General features: G+C 62.6%; 18 protein-coding genes and 1 pseudogene. 8 read left to right on the top strand and 11 right to left on the bottom strand.

Annotated features, from left to right (window positions below; translation table 11 throughout):
* Nucleotides 1-115: 115 nt before the first annotated feature.
* From H9L15_RS00860 to H9L15_RS00840, 6 genes are all read right to left on the bottom strand, one after another.
* Nucleotides 116-280: a hypothetical protein gene (locus H9L15_RS00860; protein WP_187714855.1), complete on the bottom strand. Its 165-nt coding sequence runs from the start codon at nt 278-280 to the stop codon at nt 116-118.
* Nucleotides 281-282: 2 nt separating this feature from the next.
* Nucleotides 283-798, bottom strand: a complete 516-nt coding sequence (locus H9L15_RS00855) for a DUF302 domain-containing protein (protein WP_187714854.1) — start codon at nt 796-798, stop codon at nt 283-285.
* 104 nt (nt 799-902) lie between these two features.
* Nucleotides 903-2,039: a patatin-like phospholipase family protein gene (locus H9L15_RS00850; RefSeq protein ID WP_187714853.1), complete on the bottom strand. Its 1,137-nt coding sequence runs from the start codon at nt 2,037-2,039 to the stop codon at nt 903-905.
* Nucleotides 2,036-2,263 carry a hypothetical protein gene (locus H9L15_RS16530; RefSeq protein WP_223276374.1) on the bottom strand — a complete coding sequence of 76 codons (228 nt, stop codon included), beginning with the start codon at nt 2,261-2,263 and terminating at the stop codon, nt 2,036-2,038. The genes H9L15_RS00850 and H9L15_RS16530 overlap by 4 nt, the downstream gene beginning before the upstream one ends.
* Complete coding sequence (locus H9L15_RS00845; RefSeq protein WP_223276373.1) at nt 2,260-3,330, bottom strand: NAD(P)/FAD-dependent oxidoreductase; 1,071 nt, start codon at nt 3,328-3,330, stop codon at nt 2,260-2,262. The genes H9L15_RS16530 and H9L15_RS00845 overlap by 4 nt, the downstream gene beginning before the upstream one ends.
* A gap of 7 nt (nt 3,331-3,337) precedes the next feature.
* Nucleotides 3,338-4,162: a 3-hydroxybutyrate dehydrogenase gene (locus H9L15_RS00840; protein WP_187714852.1), complete on the bottom strand. Its 825-nt coding sequence runs from the start codon at nt 4,160-4,162 to the stop codon at nt 3,338-3,340.
* A 326-nt stretch (nt 4,163-4,488) separates the two neighbouring features.
* On the opposite strand from H9L15_RS00840, the gene H9L15_RS00835 reads away from it, so the two are divergent.
* The 3 genes from H9L15_RS00835 to H9L15_RS00825 all read left to right on the top strand — a co-directional run bounded on the left by H9L15_RS00835 (nt 4,489) and on the right by H9L15_RS00825 (nt 6,532).
* Entirely contained in the window at nt 4,489-4,848 is a 360-nt protein-coding gene (locus tag H9L15_RS00835) for a cupin domain-containing protein (RefSeq protein WP_223276372.1), read from the top strand.
* Nucleotides 4,849-4,937: 89 nt separating this feature from the next.
* Entirely contained in the window at nt 4,938-6,131 is a 1,194-nt protein-coding gene (locus H9L15_RS00830) for an MFS transporter (protein WP_187714851.1), read from the top strand.
* A complete protein-coding gene (locus H9L15_RS00825; protein WP_223276371.1) occupies nt 6,131-6,532 on the top strand; it encodes a carboxymuconolactone decarboxylase family protein in 402 nt (133 codons plus the stop codon). The genes H9L15_RS00830 and H9L15_RS00825 overlap by 1 nt, the downstream gene beginning before the upstream one ends.
* On the opposite strand, the gene H9L15_RS00820 is transcribed toward H9L15_RS00825, so the two are convergent.
* From H9L15_RS00820 to H9L15_RS00810, 3 genes are all read right to left on the bottom strand, one after another.
* Nucleotides 6,470-7,408, bottom strand: a complete 939-nt coding sequence (locus tag H9L15_RS00820) for a LysR family transcriptional regulator (protein ID WP_187714849.1) — start codon at nt 7,406-7,408, stop codon at nt 6,470-6,472. The two genes, H9L15_RS00825 and H9L15_RS00820, sit on opposite strands and share 63 nt — an antisense overlap.
* Nucleotides 7,409-7,500: 92 nt before the next feature.
* The gene (locus H9L15_RS00815; RefSeq protein WP_187714848.1) at nt 7,501-8,136 is read right to left on the bottom strand and encodes an NrsF family protein; all 636 of its coding nucleotides are present in this window, start codon (nt 8,134-8,136) and stop codon (nt 7,501-7,503) included.
* Nucleotides 8,126-8,692: a sigma-70 family RNA polymerase sigma factor gene (locus tag H9L15_RS00810; protein ID WP_223276370.1), complete on the bottom strand. Its 567-nt coding sequence runs from the start codon at nt 8,690-8,692 to the stop codon at nt 8,126-8,128. Before H9L15_RS00810 ends, H9L15_RS00815 begins: the two co-directional genes overlap by 11 nt.
* 224 nt (nt 8,693-8,916) lie before the next feature.
* Between H9L15_RS00810 and H9L15_RS00805 the strand changes: the two genes are divergently transcribed.
* The 5 genes and pseudogenes from H9L15_RS00805 to H9L15_RS00785 all read left to right on the top strand — a co-directional run bounded on the left by H9L15_RS00805 (nt 8,917) and on the right by H9L15_RS00785 (nt 12,552).
* Entirely contained in the window at nt 8,917-9,195 is a 279-nt protein-coding gene (locus tag H9L15_RS00805; RefSeq protein WP_187714847.1) for a BufA1 family periplasmic bufferin-type metallophore, read from the top strand.
* Nucleotides 9,196-9,199: 4 nt separating this feature from the next.
* The gene (gene bufB, locus H9L15_RS00800; RefSeq protein ID WP_187714846.1) at nt 9,200-10,027 is read left to right on the top strand and encodes an MNIO family bufferin maturase; all 828 of its coding nucleotides are present in this window, start codon (nt 9,200-9,202) and stop codon (nt 10,025-10,027) included.
* Complete coding sequence (locus tag H9L15_RS00795; RefSeq protein WP_187714845.1) at nt 10,017-10,313, top strand: HvfC/BufC N-terminal domain-containing protein; 297 nt, start codon at nt 10,017-10,019, stop codon at nt 10,311-10,313. The genes bufB and H9L15_RS00795 overlap by 11 nt, the downstream gene beginning before the upstream one ends.
* Before the next feature lie 494 nt (nt 10,314-10,807).
* Nucleotides 10,808-11,186 (top strand): annotated as a pseudogene (locus tag H9L15_RS00790) (DoxX family protein).
* Nucleotides 11,187-11,229: 43 nt separating this feature from the next.
* Nucleotides 11,230-12,552: a glycoside hydrolase 5 family protein gene (locus H9L15_RS00785; protein ID WP_187714844.1), complete on the top strand. Its 1,323-nt coding sequence runs from the start codon at nt 11,230-11,232 to the stop codon at nt 12,550-12,552.
* On the opposite strand, the gene H9L15_RS16525 is transcribed toward H9L15_RS00785, so the two are convergent.
* Nucleotides 12,541-14,352: a glycoside hydrolase family 31 protein gene (locus tag H9L15_RS16525; protein ID WP_223276369.1), complete on the bottom strand. Its 1,812-nt coding sequence runs from the start codon at nt 14,350-14,352 to the stop codon at nt 12,541-12,543. The genes H9L15_RS00785 and H9L15_RS16525 overlap by 12 nt on opposite strands.
* Nucleotides 14,325-15,434, bottom strand: a complete 1,110-nt coding sequence (locus H9L15_RS16520) for a PA14 domain-containing protein (protein ID WP_223276368.1) — start codon at nt 15,432-15,434, stop codon at nt 14,325-14,327. Before H9L15_RS16520 ends, H9L15_RS16525 begins: the two co-directional genes overlap by 28 nt.
* Between the last annotated feature and the right edge of the window lie 10 nt (nt 15,435-15,444).

The following is a 15,444-nucleotide window of genomic DNA, read 5'->3' as shown; positions in this document are numbered from 1 at the left end:
CCAATGCAAAGACCGTTGCGGCCGCGAGGATAAGCCACGCGATCCGGTAAGCCCAAAGGAGCCCCCGCTCAAGGCGGGAAGGCCCTTTTCAATAGGCTGAAATGTGCTTGTGGGTTCACTGCATCCGGGCGGCCGCAGCGAGGCGGTCGAGGTGTGCTTCCGGCTCTTCCGCCGCGCGGCGTGCCTGCGGCTGGCGATTGAGGAAGAAGCAAACCGCGAGGATGTCCTTGCGAGGAAGCGGACCGACAATCCGCTCGTTCGGCGATGTAAAGCGCTGCATGGTCACTTCCTCGTCGAAGAAGCGATGGAGGCCGCGACTTCGCCTGCCATGGCAATCTGCTTGTCGCGGTCGGCGAGCTGATAGCGATTGGCGACGAAGTTGAAGTCGCTCCAGCTGACCCAGACCGTCCCGTCGTCGTCCTGCGTTACGAGCATTCGGACGGGCCAATCGAGGCCGGCAACCGGGTTCGCCTGCAGGAACTGCACACCGAGCGGCGGATTGCCGAACAGCAGCAGTTTTGAACGGTTGATCGGCAGGTCGGCCGACGCTCCGAGCGCGGTGTGGTCGATCTCATCGAAAAAGCGGATACCCTTCTTGGCGATGTCCGCCCTGATGCGGGTCACCGTCTCATCGAACCCATAATCGCTCTTCTGCTTGATCACACCGTCAGCGTGAGCGCTGGCGACCGGAGTTGCAGCTTTCGCTACCGTGGCGATGACCGGTGTCACGACGGTTGCCGGACCGGCGAGCAACAGGACCGCCAGGAATTTCTTGTGGAGCTTCGAACTTCTGAACATTGGATCTCTCCTTGCCTCTGCTCCGGATTTTCGCGGTTTGGAGCCCTCAAGAAAAATCGCGATTGCTCATTGTTTCCATGCGCTCGACGCATGCGCCGGGCGCATCACCTGGCAGCAGCCGTGTGGATCATTCGCCCGCCGCTGGCCTCGTGGAGGATGAAGCCCTCGATGTCGTCGACCGGCTCGCGCCACGGGGCCTTGCCGAGCGTTTCCATCGTGTCCCGGTAACCCGCTTCCCGGCGTTGTCGGATGCCGTTGGCGCTGAAGTCGATATCCTTGCTGTGGTCCTCGTAATCGAGCGCCGGCGCTAGAAGGCGAACGACATGCATGCGCGTCAGGCAGCCGTAGGATGCGAACTCCGAAACGCGGTTGTCGCGGCGCTTATCTTCAGGAAGCATCTTGCTCATCTCAGCAATGATGTGCCGCATCTTGTGCAGCTGCCGCTGGCGCTTGATGTGCGCCGCGGCGCGAGACGAATATTGGACGTCCTTCTGGCGGTTCATCACCTCCCAGATCGTCTCCGGCTCGGGGCCATGCGGGTTCCAGATATGCACCGCGAAGACCAGGCTATCCTTTCGCGGATTGTCGTCGAACACGACCTCGACCGGTGTGTTCGAGAGGATGCCGCCATCCCAATAAAGCTCACCGTCGATCCGGACCGGCGGGAAGCCTGGCGGCAACGCGCCAGAAGCGAGCACATGCTCAACCTGCAGCGGCATGTCGCGGGAGTCGAAATAACGCATCTCCGCGGTCTTCACGCTTGACGCGCCGACGGTGATGCGGGTCCCGCCCTTATTGAGCTGATCGAAGTCGATCAGCTCCTCGAGCGTCCTCCTGAGCGGATCGACAGAGTAATAGCCGGCCTTGTCGGCGCCCAGCCGGTTGTGCGGGCTCAGGAAGGCCATCGGGTTCGGGCTGAAGAAAGACGGAACGCCGGCGCTGATCGCGCGGAAGTTGCGCGCGGCGCTTGCCATCCAGCTCGGTAACCCTTGCGGAATGAGCTGGTCGTTCTGAACTCGCGACCAGAATTCGCAGAGCTTCTCGACGCGTTCGCCGGGCTTGCTGCCGGCGATCAGGGAAGCGTTGATCGCTCCAATCGAGGTGCCGATCACCCACTGTGGGGCGATGCCCGCCTCGTCGAGCGCTTCGTAGACGCCGACCTGATAGGCTCCGAGCGCCCCTCCGCCCTGCAGGACGAGGACGGTCTGGCCGAGTTCAGCCACTTCAGTTGCGAGAGTCATGCGCATTTCCTTTCGAGTGCCTGCGGGCACCTGGGTTGCGATGGAGGGAGTGGATGATCTCCGGTGATCAGTCGGGCGCTCCGCTGATAGGTTGCGTAGCTCCACAGCCAGCTGATCCCGACGGCGATGCGGCTCCGGAAGCCGACGAGGAACCAGATGTGCGCAACCGACCAGATGAGCCACGCGATGAAGCCGCTCATCCGTACCTGGCCCCAGTCGATCACAGCTTTGCTTCGGCCGATCGTGGCCAGGTTTCCGAAGTCTCGATATTTGAAGGCGAGGGCGGGGTGCCCCAGGATGATGTCGGCGACATACTGGCCCTGCTGCTTGGCGACGGGAGCGATGGCCGGGAGCGCACGGCGGTCCTGCCCAGCAGCATTGGCGGTGTCCCAATTGCGAAGATCCGCTCCTGGCCGCTCACGCGGAGATCTGGTTCGACGAACACCCGACCGGAGGTGTCATGCTCGGCATCGAGCCATTCGGCGGCCGGTGAAGCCTCTACGCCTGCGGCCCAGACGATTGTCCGGCCGAGGATGAGTTCATTGCCAAGCTGGACGTAGCCGGAGCCGACATCGAGAACTGGTGAACGGAGTCGAACCTCGACGCCGAGATCTTCCAGGGACCGCCTGGCGGCGTCCGACAGGGAAGATGGGAAAGCTGGGAGTACGCGCTCGCCGGCTTCGATTAGGATCACCCGCGAGCAGTGCGGCGTGATGCTCCGGAAGTCCTTCGACACGGAGCGACGGGCCAGCTCGGCGATCGCTCCCGCCATCTCGACACCCGTCGGACCGGCGCCAATGACGACGAACGTCAATAGGGCGCGGCGTTTGTCCGGATCGGTCTCGGATTCCGCCCGCTCCAGGGCGAGCAGGATCTTGCGCCGGATCGCAGTCGCGTCCTCAATGCTCTTGAGGCCAGGCGCGTTCGCAGCCCAGTCGTTGCGGCCGAAATAGCTGTGACGCGCTCCGGTCGCCAGGATCAGCCAGTCATATTCGAGGCTCGCTCCGGACCCAAGCTCGATCAGCCGTTGCAGCGGATCTACGCCGATGGCCTCGTCGAGAACGACACGCACGTTCGGCGCCTTCGAGAGGATCGAGCGCACCGGCGCGGCGATGTCAGCGGGCGACAAGGCGGCGGTCGCCACTTGATAAAGCAGGGGCTGGAACAGGTGATGGTTCCGGCAGTCGACCACCGTAACGTCGACGGCTTTGCCGGACAGCCGCTTGGCAGCCGCAAGGCCGCCGAAGCCGGCGCCGACAATCACCACCCGCGGGCGAGCAACCTTCTTCATGATGGGCTCAGTGCGCCGTCCAGCCGCCGTCGACCGGGAGCGCAGTCCCGGTAATCGAACGACCACCCGGCCCACACAGGAACACCGCCAATGCGCCAAGCTCCTCGACATCCGCAAAGCGCTTGTTCGGCTGGGCAGCCAACAGGACGTCGCGGATCACCTGCTCGCGAGTAATGCCGCGAGCCATCGCGGTGTCGTCGATCTGGTTCTCGACCAGCGGCGTCCAGACATAGCCCGGGCAAATCGCATTGACGGTAATGCCATGCTCCGCGCCCTCGAGCGCGAGCGTCTTGGTCAGGCCGACGATACCGTGTTTGGCGGCGACGTAGGCGCTCTTGAACGGCGAAGCGACCAGACCGTGGGCGGACGCCACGTTGATGATGCGGCCGTAGCCTTTCGCCTTCATCGCGGCGAAGGCGGCGCGCGAGGTGTACCAGCTCGCCGAGAGATTAAGCGCGATGATCGCCTCGTACTTCTCGGCCGGAAAGCTTTCGATCGGGCTGACGTGCTGGATCCCGGCATTGTTCACCAGGACGTCGATGCCGCCGAACTCTACGATCGTTTCCTCGACGAGGCCGGTCGCTTCGTCGGCCTTCATCAGGTTTGCGCCATTGTATGCGATGCGGCTGGCCGGACAAATGCCGTCCAGCTCTTCGCACACGAAGTCGATCTCGCGCTGTTCTGCGAGGCCGTTGATCACGACGTTGGCGCCAGATTCCGCGAAAGCGCGCGCGATCCCGAGGCCAATGCCGCTGGTCGAGCCGGTGACGACGGCGACCTTGCCGGCCAGCGGACGTTCGACCTCCGTCATACCGTGAACCTGCATGTCCATGTCCAAGCACTCCAATCCATTGAGCGCTTAGGATCGGTTACACGCGCAATTGTTGGAAATGCGCTTCGTGCATGAAGTCGATGCGGCATTGCGATTTCCGCGAAAGAGGCCGGCTCCGTAATTTGATGAAGCGTCGTGAAGGCCGGCAACTCAGCCGATGGCGCACGGGACCGAAGACACTCTCTCCCATCCTGCAGACCGGCCTTCACGATGAGACAAATTATCGAATTCAAGGAGACGGCAATGTTCAATCTCAAGACCATGCTCGCGACGGCCACCATTGCCGTTGCCGCCGCCAGCTTCGCGACCCCCGCAGTCGCCGGCCAGTGCACGACCCCGGCACCAGCGATCTCGCGAACGCCCCGAGGATGCCGAAGGGCGTCACCGACGACGTGCTCGCGGCCATTCAGCTTGGACCGGAAATCAACGTGGACGGCCGCCAGCTGCGCACCCGTCGGCTGGTCGTCCAGCCCGGCGGCATCGTGCCGCTGCACAGCCACAAGGATCGCCCGGCACTGATCTATGTGGTCAGCGGATCGATCACCGAACACAGCAGTGCTTGCGGCGCTCCGATCGAGCACAAGGCCGGCGAGATCAGCCGCGAGGCCGACGGTCTCAGCCATTATTGGGAAAACCACGGCAAGGAGCCGGCGGTTCTCCTCTCGTCGGACGTGTTCCACGGCTAACGAACCCCGCCGGCCCTAGCTCCCCGCCGGCCCACAGGCGTCCCGCCCTTGCCCCTCGGGCGGGACGCCATTTCTTTCAGGATCTGATCATGACAGACCTCGCGCGCTCTGCGGTGGCACCAGCGATGCCAGGACTTTCGGCTAATCGGTCGCTGCTGATCGCAGTGATCGGCTTTCTGACTCTGGTCGATCTCTTCGCCACGCAGGCAATCCTGCCGAGCCTGGCTGCCTCCTATGGCGTAAAGCCCGCGCAAATCGGTCTGGCCGCTAACGCCAGTACCCTGGGAATGGCGATCTCCGGGCTACTCGTTGGGGTCTTCAGCGCGAACATCGAGCGCAAGCGCGCGGTCGCGCTGAGCCTGCTCTTTCTATCCGTACCGACCGCGGCACTGGCATTCGCGCCGAACCTGACCGTTTTCGCAATCCTTCGCGTAGTGCAGGGCCTCTTCATGGCCGCGGCCTTCACCCTGACGCTCACGCACTTGGCGGAGCGCTGCGAAGTTCGGACCGCGCATGCACTCGCCGCGTATGTAACCGGCGTCGTCGCCAGCAATCTCATCGGCCGCCTGACCGCCGCCTTCGTCGCGAGCCTGGTTGGCGCCGAGCACAGCTTCCTGTTCTTCGCCTTGCTGAACCTCGCCGGCGCCGCACTCGTGAGCGTCGCGCTTCACCGCAACACGCCGGAGCCAATGGATCGCAAAGGCCGGTTCTGGAATGCCTGGCTCGAGCATCTGTCGGATCCGGCATTGCGGCGGACGTTCGCGATCGGCTTCCTGATCCTGTTCGGCTTCATCGGCGTCTTCACCTACGTCGGCTTCGTTCTGATGAAGCCGCCGCTTTCGCTGTCGATGACCGCGCTCGGACTGGTCTTTCTCGTGTTCCTCCCTTCGATGATAACTACGCCGATGGCGGGATCGTTTGTTCGCAAGCGGGGTCCGGGGCCTGCTGCTGCCGGGAGCCTCCTTGTGGCGCTGTTCGGTTTGGGATTTCTGCTCCTGCCCAATCTCTACGCAGTGGTCGCGGGATTGACCTTGGTCGGTGTCGGGACGTTCTTCGCTCAAGCGGTAGCAACAGGGCACGTCGGTCGGATCGCTCGCGGCGACAAGGCTGCGGCGAGCGGTCTTTACCTGTCATCCTATTACTGCGGCGGCCTCGCCGGAGCGGCGGTCGTCGGCCAGCTGTTCGATCGGATCGGCTGGTTTGCGGCGGTCGCCGGCGTCTTCGCCGCACTTGGCCTGGCCGCACTGCTTGGAGTCAAACTCGCCCCACCGGAGATTGCATGATGAGTGAGCGCTATCGTCGTGGCGTAGATGTCGTTCAGCACCTGTCGTCCGGATCGTTGGAGAGATTTCTCAAGACAAGCCGCATCGCCGAGGTCGCCCCCGACTTTGCAAGAATGGTGGTCGAGTTCGCGTTTGGTGATCTCTACTCCCGCGAGGCGCTCAGCTATCGCGATCGAGAGATCGTCGCGATCGCCTCCTTGGCGAGCCTCGGCCATGCCAGTCCGCAACTCCGCACGCACGTGGAGGCTGCCCAGAAGCTCGGTCTCAGCAAGTCGGAAATCGTCGAGATCCTGATGCAGATCGCGATCTACAGCGGTCTGCCAGCGTCGTTGAACGCACTAGCTGACTGTCATGACCTGCTGGCGGAGGGTGATTGTGTCGCCTGCACCAGCCATTCGTGACGCGGGCCAGGGATAGCGACGCGCTTCCTGTACAAACGCACCGACAGAAGGCGAATGCGGCCGGCCGCGAACGGTCGTGAGATAGATCGTCCGGGTGAAGCTCGGCTCCACGAGTGGCCGCACGGCCAGATCGGGATCGGTAACGCTGAATTCCGGGAAAAAGCCGAGACCAAGCCCGGCCTTGATCATGCCTTGGACCCAGTCATCCCGCGGCGAGCTGAAAACCTGTCGAAGGTAGATGTTGCGGGCAAACAGCTCCTTGCGGACGGGTTCGAACACCTCGCAATTTGTCCGGCTAACGTAGGGCTCCTTGTCGAGTTCGGCCGCCCGGATGAAATCATGAGCGACCAGCCGGTGATTGGGCGGCAGAACGATGACGAACCGTTCTTCGAAAATCGGCAGCTGGTGAAGAGTGTCGGGCAATTCGCCCGGAACACCGACGATCGCGACTTCCAGATCGCCCTTTTCCAAAAGCTCGATCATTTGCGGAGCGCCGGTATCGATGATCCGGACCTCGACACCCGGATGCTGCGCCTGGAAGCGCACGAGGAGGTCGGACACGAGCTGCGGGCCGATTGTGCACATCGTGCCGATCGTCAGGGTCGCCTGCTCAAGCTTCTTGACCGCCTTGGCCTGGTCGCGCGCGGCGCGGCAGCTTTCTTCGACCGTCTGCAGATAGGGGAGCATCATTCGGCCAAGCTCGGACAGATGCGTGTTGCCGCGTTCGCGATGGAACAGCGGACCGCCCAATTCATGCTCCAGCTGCTGGATCGCGCGGGTCAGGGCGGGTTGGCTGACGTTGCACTGCTCGGCCGCACGCGTGAAGTTCAGCGTGCCGGCAAGGGCAACGAAATAGCGAACCTGCTGCATTTCCATGAGCGCGTCCCCTCGCCATCGAGGTTGGAACTACTTACACATCCGAAACAAGAGCGGCCATACCGGTTCGGCATGACCTCAATGCATCCGCACTACCAGCGCAGCAGTTTCGGTCCGACAAGCCAGCCCGCAAGCGCCGGCACAAGAGCAGCGGGAGTATACGCTGCCAGGAGGAAGGCGGCCGTCGTCTCCGGACAGTACAGCGCGTAAGCGACGGCTGCGGCAGCGCCTGCGCTGAGACCAACCAAAAGGCCTGCAAGTGCAGGGCGGGTGGGTGCCATCTCGCGATAGGCCCAGAGCGCGGCGGCAAGGACAGGGAGGCTCGCCAGCGCAATCGCGGTGATGCATGTCGCATAGGTCGTCCGAAAAAATAGCTGAGGCCAATCGGACCGGGCCGTCGACGTCAGCTCAAGAATTGCCAGTGCGAGCAAGACAGCAAACGGGATCGCAATGAGCGTCGCTCTAAGCGCCAGCTTTTGCCCGGGTCTGCCGGCAGCGAGTGAAGCCGAGATTGCGGCGGCAGTAAAAGCGACGGCAAATCCGGTCTTCACCGCGAAAGGCAGCATTCCGGTGTTCGGAACCGCGGAGAGGGGCGACCCGAGGAATAGTACGAGGCCCAGCAGCGCAATAATCCAACCCGCTGCCAAGGCCACGGCGAAGCCACGCGACGGGCTCGCAGTTGCAGTGGGGCTGGCGGCCAGATCGGCAATGAGGTCTTCAGTTCGCATCGCCGGTGCCCTTGATTCTGGCGGCAAGCTTGCCGAGCCCACGATGGACGTTGACCTTCACGGCCGGCTCGCTCTGGCCGGTCATCTCGGCAGTTTCGCGAACCGAATAGCCGTCGATCCGCGTTAGCCGGATCGCCGCAACCTGGTTCGGAGAGAGATCGGCCAACAAGGCGTCGAGGTCGATCTGGGCGAGACTGGCTTCGAACGCGTCGGTGTCGGCGGTGTCGAAACCATCCTCCACCGGTACCTCAACGCCACGCTTGTCGCGCCGAAGGAAGTCGATCAGGCGATAGCGTGCGATTCCGTGCAGCCAGGCCGTGAACGGCAAAGACGGATCGTAGGTCGCGCGCTTTCGGTGCACCGCGATCAGCGTTTCCTGCACCAGGTCCTCCACATCAAATTCTCGCCCGGCGAGCCGACGGCCGAAATAGGAGCGAAGCCGCTCCGCACTCAGGGTCAGCAAAGCTTGGTACGCGCTGGAATGTCCGCTCAAGCCGGCAACCATCAGCGCGTGCAGCTTGGCTTCGAGCAGATCCGCCTTGTCATGCTGCTTCATTCGGACGCTCCGCTGCGCTGGTTACAGCAGCATCCGCTTACGGGCGAAAGCGATTTTCGTTTCGGGACGTAACCCATTCGTCGCCTCGAACGGATGGGCAAGCATGACGGCGGCGGGCGCTGTCATGGGCTGAATGCATGGAGATCATGCCGAAGTGGCATTTCATCTCCGGCGTCTCGAACGCGATCATGATGCCCGGGAAACCGAACTGAAAGGAAGAGGACATGAAGACCTTTGCAACGATCGTCACCGCAACGGCTCTCAGCGCGTTCGCAGCGACGGCGTCGACGGCCGGCCCGGTGAAGCCGCAGCCGACCAAGGACAAGTGCTACGGCATTTCGCTCGCGGGCAAGAATGACTGCGCCGCCGGTGCGGGCACGAGCTGCGCCGGAACGTCCAAGAAGAACTATGCCGGTAACGCCTGGAAGTATGTCGCCAAGGGCACTTGCGCGTCGATCAAGACGCCCAAGGGCAACGGCTCACTCACCCCGACCGCCCGGTAACGCCATGATTCCCACCGCCGGCCTTGGCTTCAAGCCACAGCACTTCAGCGAAGCGCTGGCCTCGCCGGCGGTGGGACTTTGGTTTGAAGTCCATGCCGAAAACTACATGGTCGAGGGCGGGCCCCGCCTGGCCATGCTGGAGCAGCTCCGACGCGATCGCCGCATCTCCTTGCATGGAGTCGGCATGTCGCTCGGAAGTCCGTCGGCACCCGACCCCAATCACCTCGATGCCCTCAAGTCGCTCGTGGATCGGTTCGAGCCGGCATTGGTCTCAGAGCATCTGGCCTGGTCGCGCTTCGATGGTCGCAGCTTCCCGGACCTGCTGCCGCTGCCGAGGACCAATGAGACGCTCGCCTGCCTCAGCGCCAATATCGGCCGCGTGCAGGATGCTCTCGGGCGCGAGATCCTGATCGAGAATCCGACCCATTATTTGCCGCTCAACCAGCACCGCTGGAGCGAGACCAGCTTCCTTCGCGAGCTCGCCCGCCGGAGCGGCTGCAAACTTCTGGTCGACATCAACAATGTTGCGGTCGGCGCAAATAACATCGGCTTCGACCCCGCCGCCTGGCTGCTCGACATACCGGCAAAGCTAATCGGAGAGATCCATCTCGCGGGCCACAGCCTCGACGCTGAAGGCGCTTTGCTGATCGACAGCCACGATCAGCCCATCAGCGAGGACGTCTGGGCGCTCTACGAAGGACTGATCGCCCGGACCGGCCCGCGCCCGACGCTAATCGAGCGCGACGGCAATGTCCCGGCTTTCGCCGAACTCATCCACGAGCGCGACCGCGCGCAGGCCATTCTCGACGGAGGGCTTCGCCTTGCTGCCTGACCTCATCAGCTTCCAGCGCCAGTTCGTTGGCGCGATCGACAATCCGGCGACGGGAGCGCTCTCGGTCTATCGCAACACCGTCATCCACGGTGCGGTCGAGGCCCTGCGGTCGAATTTCCCCGTCGTCGAGCAAATCGTTGGCGAGGAGATGTTCGAAGGAATCGCTGTCGAATTCTCGCAAGCCAAGCCGCCCAGACGCCCGTTCTGGCGCTGTACGGGGCCGACTTCGCACAATGGCTTGGCCAGCAGCCATGGATCGGAGACCTGCCGTACCTCCCTGACGTAGCTCGTGTTGAGCGACTGCACGTCGAATGCCTGATGGCGGCCGACGCGGAGGCGCTGACCGAACTGGGCGGCGATACCGGCGCACTTCGAGTCAAGCTTCATCCAGCGGTTCGATTCCGGTGGTTGCAAACGCCGGCAATGAGCATCTGGCTGGCCCACCAGCGGCCTGTTCCTTCCGTGATCGAGCCTGACTGGAAGCCCGAAGGCGCCTTGTTCGCGCGGCCCTCCGCGTTCCTGATGCATACCCCCGCATTGGAGCTTCCGCTCACCGCATCCTGTCCGGAGTTCGGCTTGGCGAGAGCGTGGCCGAAAGCCTTGCGGCATCGACACGCCTCCATCCCGGCGAGAGCGCCGAGGCAGTCTTCGCATCCCTCCTCAACTTGGGCGCATTCGCCGCCCCATCCGAAAGGAACTGACATGGCCACTCAAGCTGCCGCGCCGTTGTGGCGCAAGCCTTACGATCTCTTTGCCGGCACCGCCGAAACGTTGCTGCCGATGTCGTTGCTACTGCTCGTTCAGCGGCTCGGAATCGCTTCGGTCTTTTTCATGTCGGGACGCACCAAGGTCGACGGATTGCTGACGGTCAATGACACCGCTTTCGAACTATTTCGCACCGACTATGCGTTGCCACTGATCAAGCCGAGATCGCGGCTTATGCGGCAACATATTCGGAGCATTTGTTCCCGATTCTTCTGACCCTTGGCTTGTTCACCCGTTTCAGCGCCACCGCGCTGCTTGTCATGACCTTGGTCATCGAGATCTTCGTCTATCCCGATGCGTGGCCGACGCATTTGAGCTGGGCCGGCCTGCTGCTTCCGCTGATCGCTCTCGGGGCGGGAAGGTGTCGCTCGATCGTCTGCTCAAGCTTCCTTAGCAAGCGTCTTGGTGCGCAGCCTCGTCCATCGTAGGCTGCGCGGATGTTGGAACGTCGTGAAGTCCTCAGCACCGGCCTTTCGCTCCTCATCGGCGCGGCGGCACCTCGTAGCCTTGGCGCGGCGCCGCCGTTCGTCCGAAGGGAAGGGACCATTCTTCGGGTGGGACCGGACGCGTACCGGTTTGCCGGAACGAACATGTGGTACGCCGCTTATCTCGGCGCGGATGCGCCATTCGGCGATCGAGCCCGGCTGAAGCGCGAGCTTGATCGCCTGAAGGCGCTAGGGATCAGCAACGTGCGAATTCTCGGTTCGTCGGAACTTTCGCCGCTGAAGAATTCGATCACACCGGCGTTCCGAACGCAGTCGAATCATTACGACGAAACACTTCTCGGCGGGTTGGATTTCGCGCTCGCCGAATTGGGACGCCGAGGGATGCGGGCCGTCATCTACCTGACAAACTTCTGGGAGTGGTCGGGCGGGATGATGACCTACCTCTATTGGACGAACGGTGGGCGCTACATCAACATGAACGATGCGGCGCATCCGTGGCCGGAATTTCCGGACATGGTCTCGCAATTCTATTCCAGCGTACCGGCGGTCAATCTCTACCACGACTACGTCCGTGCCGTGGTTGGCCGGACAAACACGGTGACGGGCAAGGCTTATGCCAAGGATCCGGCGATTATGAGCTGGCAGCTCGCGAATGAGCCACGGCCTGGTGGAAGCGATGCAGTCGCTCTCAAGCAAATGTCGGCCTATCTGGCGTGGATCGGCGCGACCGCTCGCCTGATAAAGTCGATCGACCCGAACCATCTTGTCTCGACAGGAAGCGAAGGCACCCAGGGGTGCATCGGCCGGGACGACTGCGTGGTTCACGCGCATGAATTTCCAGAAGTGGACTATGTGACGGCTCACATCTGGCCGCAGAATTGGAGCTGGGCGGATCCGAAGGATCTCGCGGGAACCTGGCCGACGGTAGAGGCGAAAACGCTGGAGTATATCGCCGCGCAAACAGCCATTGCCAAACGGCTGGGCAAACCGCTGATCATCGAGGAATTCGGTTTTCCTCGCGACGGCGGAAGCTTCGATCCCGCGGCCGCGACGACGTTCAAGGACCGGTTCTACGGTCTGATCTACGGCGCCGTAGCGGAAAGCATGAAGAAGGGCGGTCCGATCGCCGGATCAAACTTCTGGGCGTGGGGCGGGGAGGGGCGCGCGCAACATGCCGACCATCTCTTTGTCCGCGGCGACACGGCCTATCTGGGCGATCCGCCGCACGAGCCGCAGGGCTGGTACAGCGTCTTCGACAGCGATGCCTCGACCCAGGCGCTCGTCCGCAGTCATGCCTCTGCGTTAGTCGCGTAGGCGGACGATCTTGCTGCTGCCGTCGTAAGCGACTGTCTTGTCGGCCTGGTCGAGATCGAGCGCGCGGGCGCGACCCGGTTGTATCAACCGAACGCGGATCGTCCGATTGGCACTCATCCCCGGGTAGCCGCCTTCGCGAGTGCCGATCGTCAGCGTTCCACTGGCGTCGTCGTAGCGGATCGGAATCCGAGAAAAAGCGCCGTTAAGATACTGGTGGCTGACCCCATCGTCCTCGTAGAGAGAGAAACTGCCGTCGGCTCCCGCATAGATCTGCAAAGATATGGCGCCGTTCTGGCCTTCCTTCGTGTGCTGAATGGCCGGTCCGACAGGGACGATCGACCCAGCGCGGACAAAAATTGGCATCCGCTCGTAGGGTGCTGACGCCGTGACCGACTGGCCGCCCTCGAAACTACGGCCCGAGTAAAGGTCGAACCACTTCGTATTCGCAGGAAGATAGACCTTGCGCTCCCTGACTTTGAACTCGGTGACGGGCGCAACGAGGAAGGCTGGACCGAAGAGATATTCGTCGTCGACGTCCCACGCTTTCCGGTCATCGCCGAAGTCCATCACAAGCCCACGCATGATCGAGCCGTCATTGAAGTGCGTGTCGGCGGCGAGCGTGTAGATGTACGGCATCAACCGGTAACGGAGCCGGTCGTACCATTCCATTGACCGGTACGTCGGGGTGCCCGTTGGCGCGAGCTCGTAGATTTCGCGGAACGGCGGTTCCCCGTGACTGCGGAAGAGCGGCGAGAAGGCGCCGAACTGGAACCAGCGGGTGTTGAGCTCGAGCCACTCGGCCAGATGGGCAGGGTCCTGCTTGGTGTAGCGCTCTTCGTTCGCGAAGCCGCCAATGTCGTGGGTCCAGTTCGGAACGCCGGACATGGAGAAGTTTACGCCCGCCGAGACCTGGTCACGTAAATCGTCCCACCGCGAGGCGACGTCGCCGGACCAGACTGCGGCGCTGTCGCGCTGGATCCCTCCGAAGGCGGAGCGCGTCAGGATGAACGGCCTCACGTCAGGCTTGAAGCGAACGAGGTTCGAATAGACGCCGTCAACGTGAACGCGAGGGAAGGAGTTGAAGAAAGCGGCTCCCGGGCCGACTGCCGTAGGACCCATCCGCCGCTGTCGTTCCTCGATCGACAGGTTCGAATGGAAATCGGGCTCGTCCGAATCGAGCCACCAGGCGTCAAAGTTCTTCACGCCGAGGCTATCGATCATCTGCCGCGAATAGATGTCTTTCGCCTTGCGATTATAGGGGTCGTAAAAGGCGCTCGCGTAGCCCGGGCCGACCCAGTCGCGGAAATTGGCCTTGATGAAGTCCGGGGTTGCATCTGCCGGCGGTGTGACCATCCGGCGGTAGATGCCATCGACCGCATCCAATTCCTTGTAGTGATCGGTCGTCGGATAGAACTTGGCCCACACAGAAATCATGATGTTCGCGTTCGCGCGGTGCACGTCGTCGACCATCGCTTGCGGGTTCGGGAAGCGCTTCGGATCGAAGCAGTGGCATCCCCAGCTGTCCTCGGGCCAGTAGAACCAATCCTGGACGATGTTGTCGAGCGGAAGGCCGCGCTTGCGATACTCGCGGACGACACCGAGCAGTTCGTCCTGCGTATTGTAACGCTGGCGGCTCTGCCAGAAACCGTACGCCCATTTGGGTAGGATCGGGGCCTTGCCGGTCAGCGTCCGGTAGCCGGAGATGACGCCGTCCATGCTGTCGCCGGCAATGAAGTAATAGTCGAGCGCTTTTCCGACTTCCGACGAAAGCGTCAGCGAATGGCGGTCGGCATCCGGCAACGGGTCGCTGTGAAGGAGCGCGATGTAGCCTGCATTCGGTTCCCACTCGACGCGGACATCGGCCGGCTTGTCCGCGACAAGCGGCAGGTCGTAATTATGGTACCAGGGTTCCAGTTCTGTCGCCAGCGCTGCAGAACTTCTTTCCCGTCGACGAAGACTTTCACGTAGCTCGACGAGTACAGGCGAAACTTGTGCGTCCCTGAGGCAGTCGGATGGATCGTGCCCGTCCAGACGACGCGCTGCTTGCCGACGGCATTGCCCGCGGTGTTTTGCCCAGACGTCGCGGCCGTGGTCTGCGCTTTTGCTTCGGCTGGCCACTTCGACTGATCTTCGATGTACTGGTAATCGATCGCCGGTTCCTGCCGGGTCACGACCTCGCGGTCGCCGAGGAAATAATGTGCGGTGAAGCCCGGCTGGCCGCCCTCACCGGTGACCTTCAGTTCTTGTCCGACAAAGGCATAGGGCTTCGGATTGCCAAACCGCGTGATGGAATTGTTGTCCCACAGGAGACCGTAGTTTCGGGTGGAGACGACGAACGGGATCGCCACGTCCATGTTGTGCTGGGCGAGCTCAACGTCCTCGCCGTTGTAGTTCATCTGGCGGTTCTGATGCTGGCCGAGGCCGTAGAAACCCTCGTCCGTTCCGCGATTGAACTGCTGCGTCACGGACAGGAAGGGCTGTCCCTCCGCGGACGTGTCGGCAAATGCCGGTGGTCCGCTTTCGACTAGTACGGCTTTTCCGGAAGCATCTCGGAAGCTTACGTTTCCGGTGGCGAGGTCGACGTCCGCTGAAGCCTTCGGCGTTGTCAGCGTAACATGGCCTTGTGCGTCCGAGACGGTGAAGCCGTTCGAAAGCGGACGCGCTACAACCATGAGGCTGCCCGCAGCGGGAATGTTCGCCGTCGGTGCCGAAGTGACGCGGATGATCCCGTCGCCGTAAACTTGCAGACGAACCACCTTTTCCGAACCGTTCGCGGGCGAGACGATCACGCCGTCAGCGGTCTGCTTCCAGGTCTGCGCCAAAGCGGCGGTGCTGCTGCAGATGAGGAAGCCTGCAGTGATTTGGGTGACAGAACGTCGCATTCGCATCCTC

This window comes from Sphingomonas daechungensis (genome assembly GCF_014489495.1).
Lineage (GTDB): Bacteria > Pseudomonadota > Alphaproteobacteria > Sphingomonadales > Sphingomonadaceae > Sphingomicrobium > Sphingomicrobium daechungense.
Note: the sequence above shows the minus strand (reverse complement) of the source record. Positions and strands in the feature narration are given on the sequence as shown.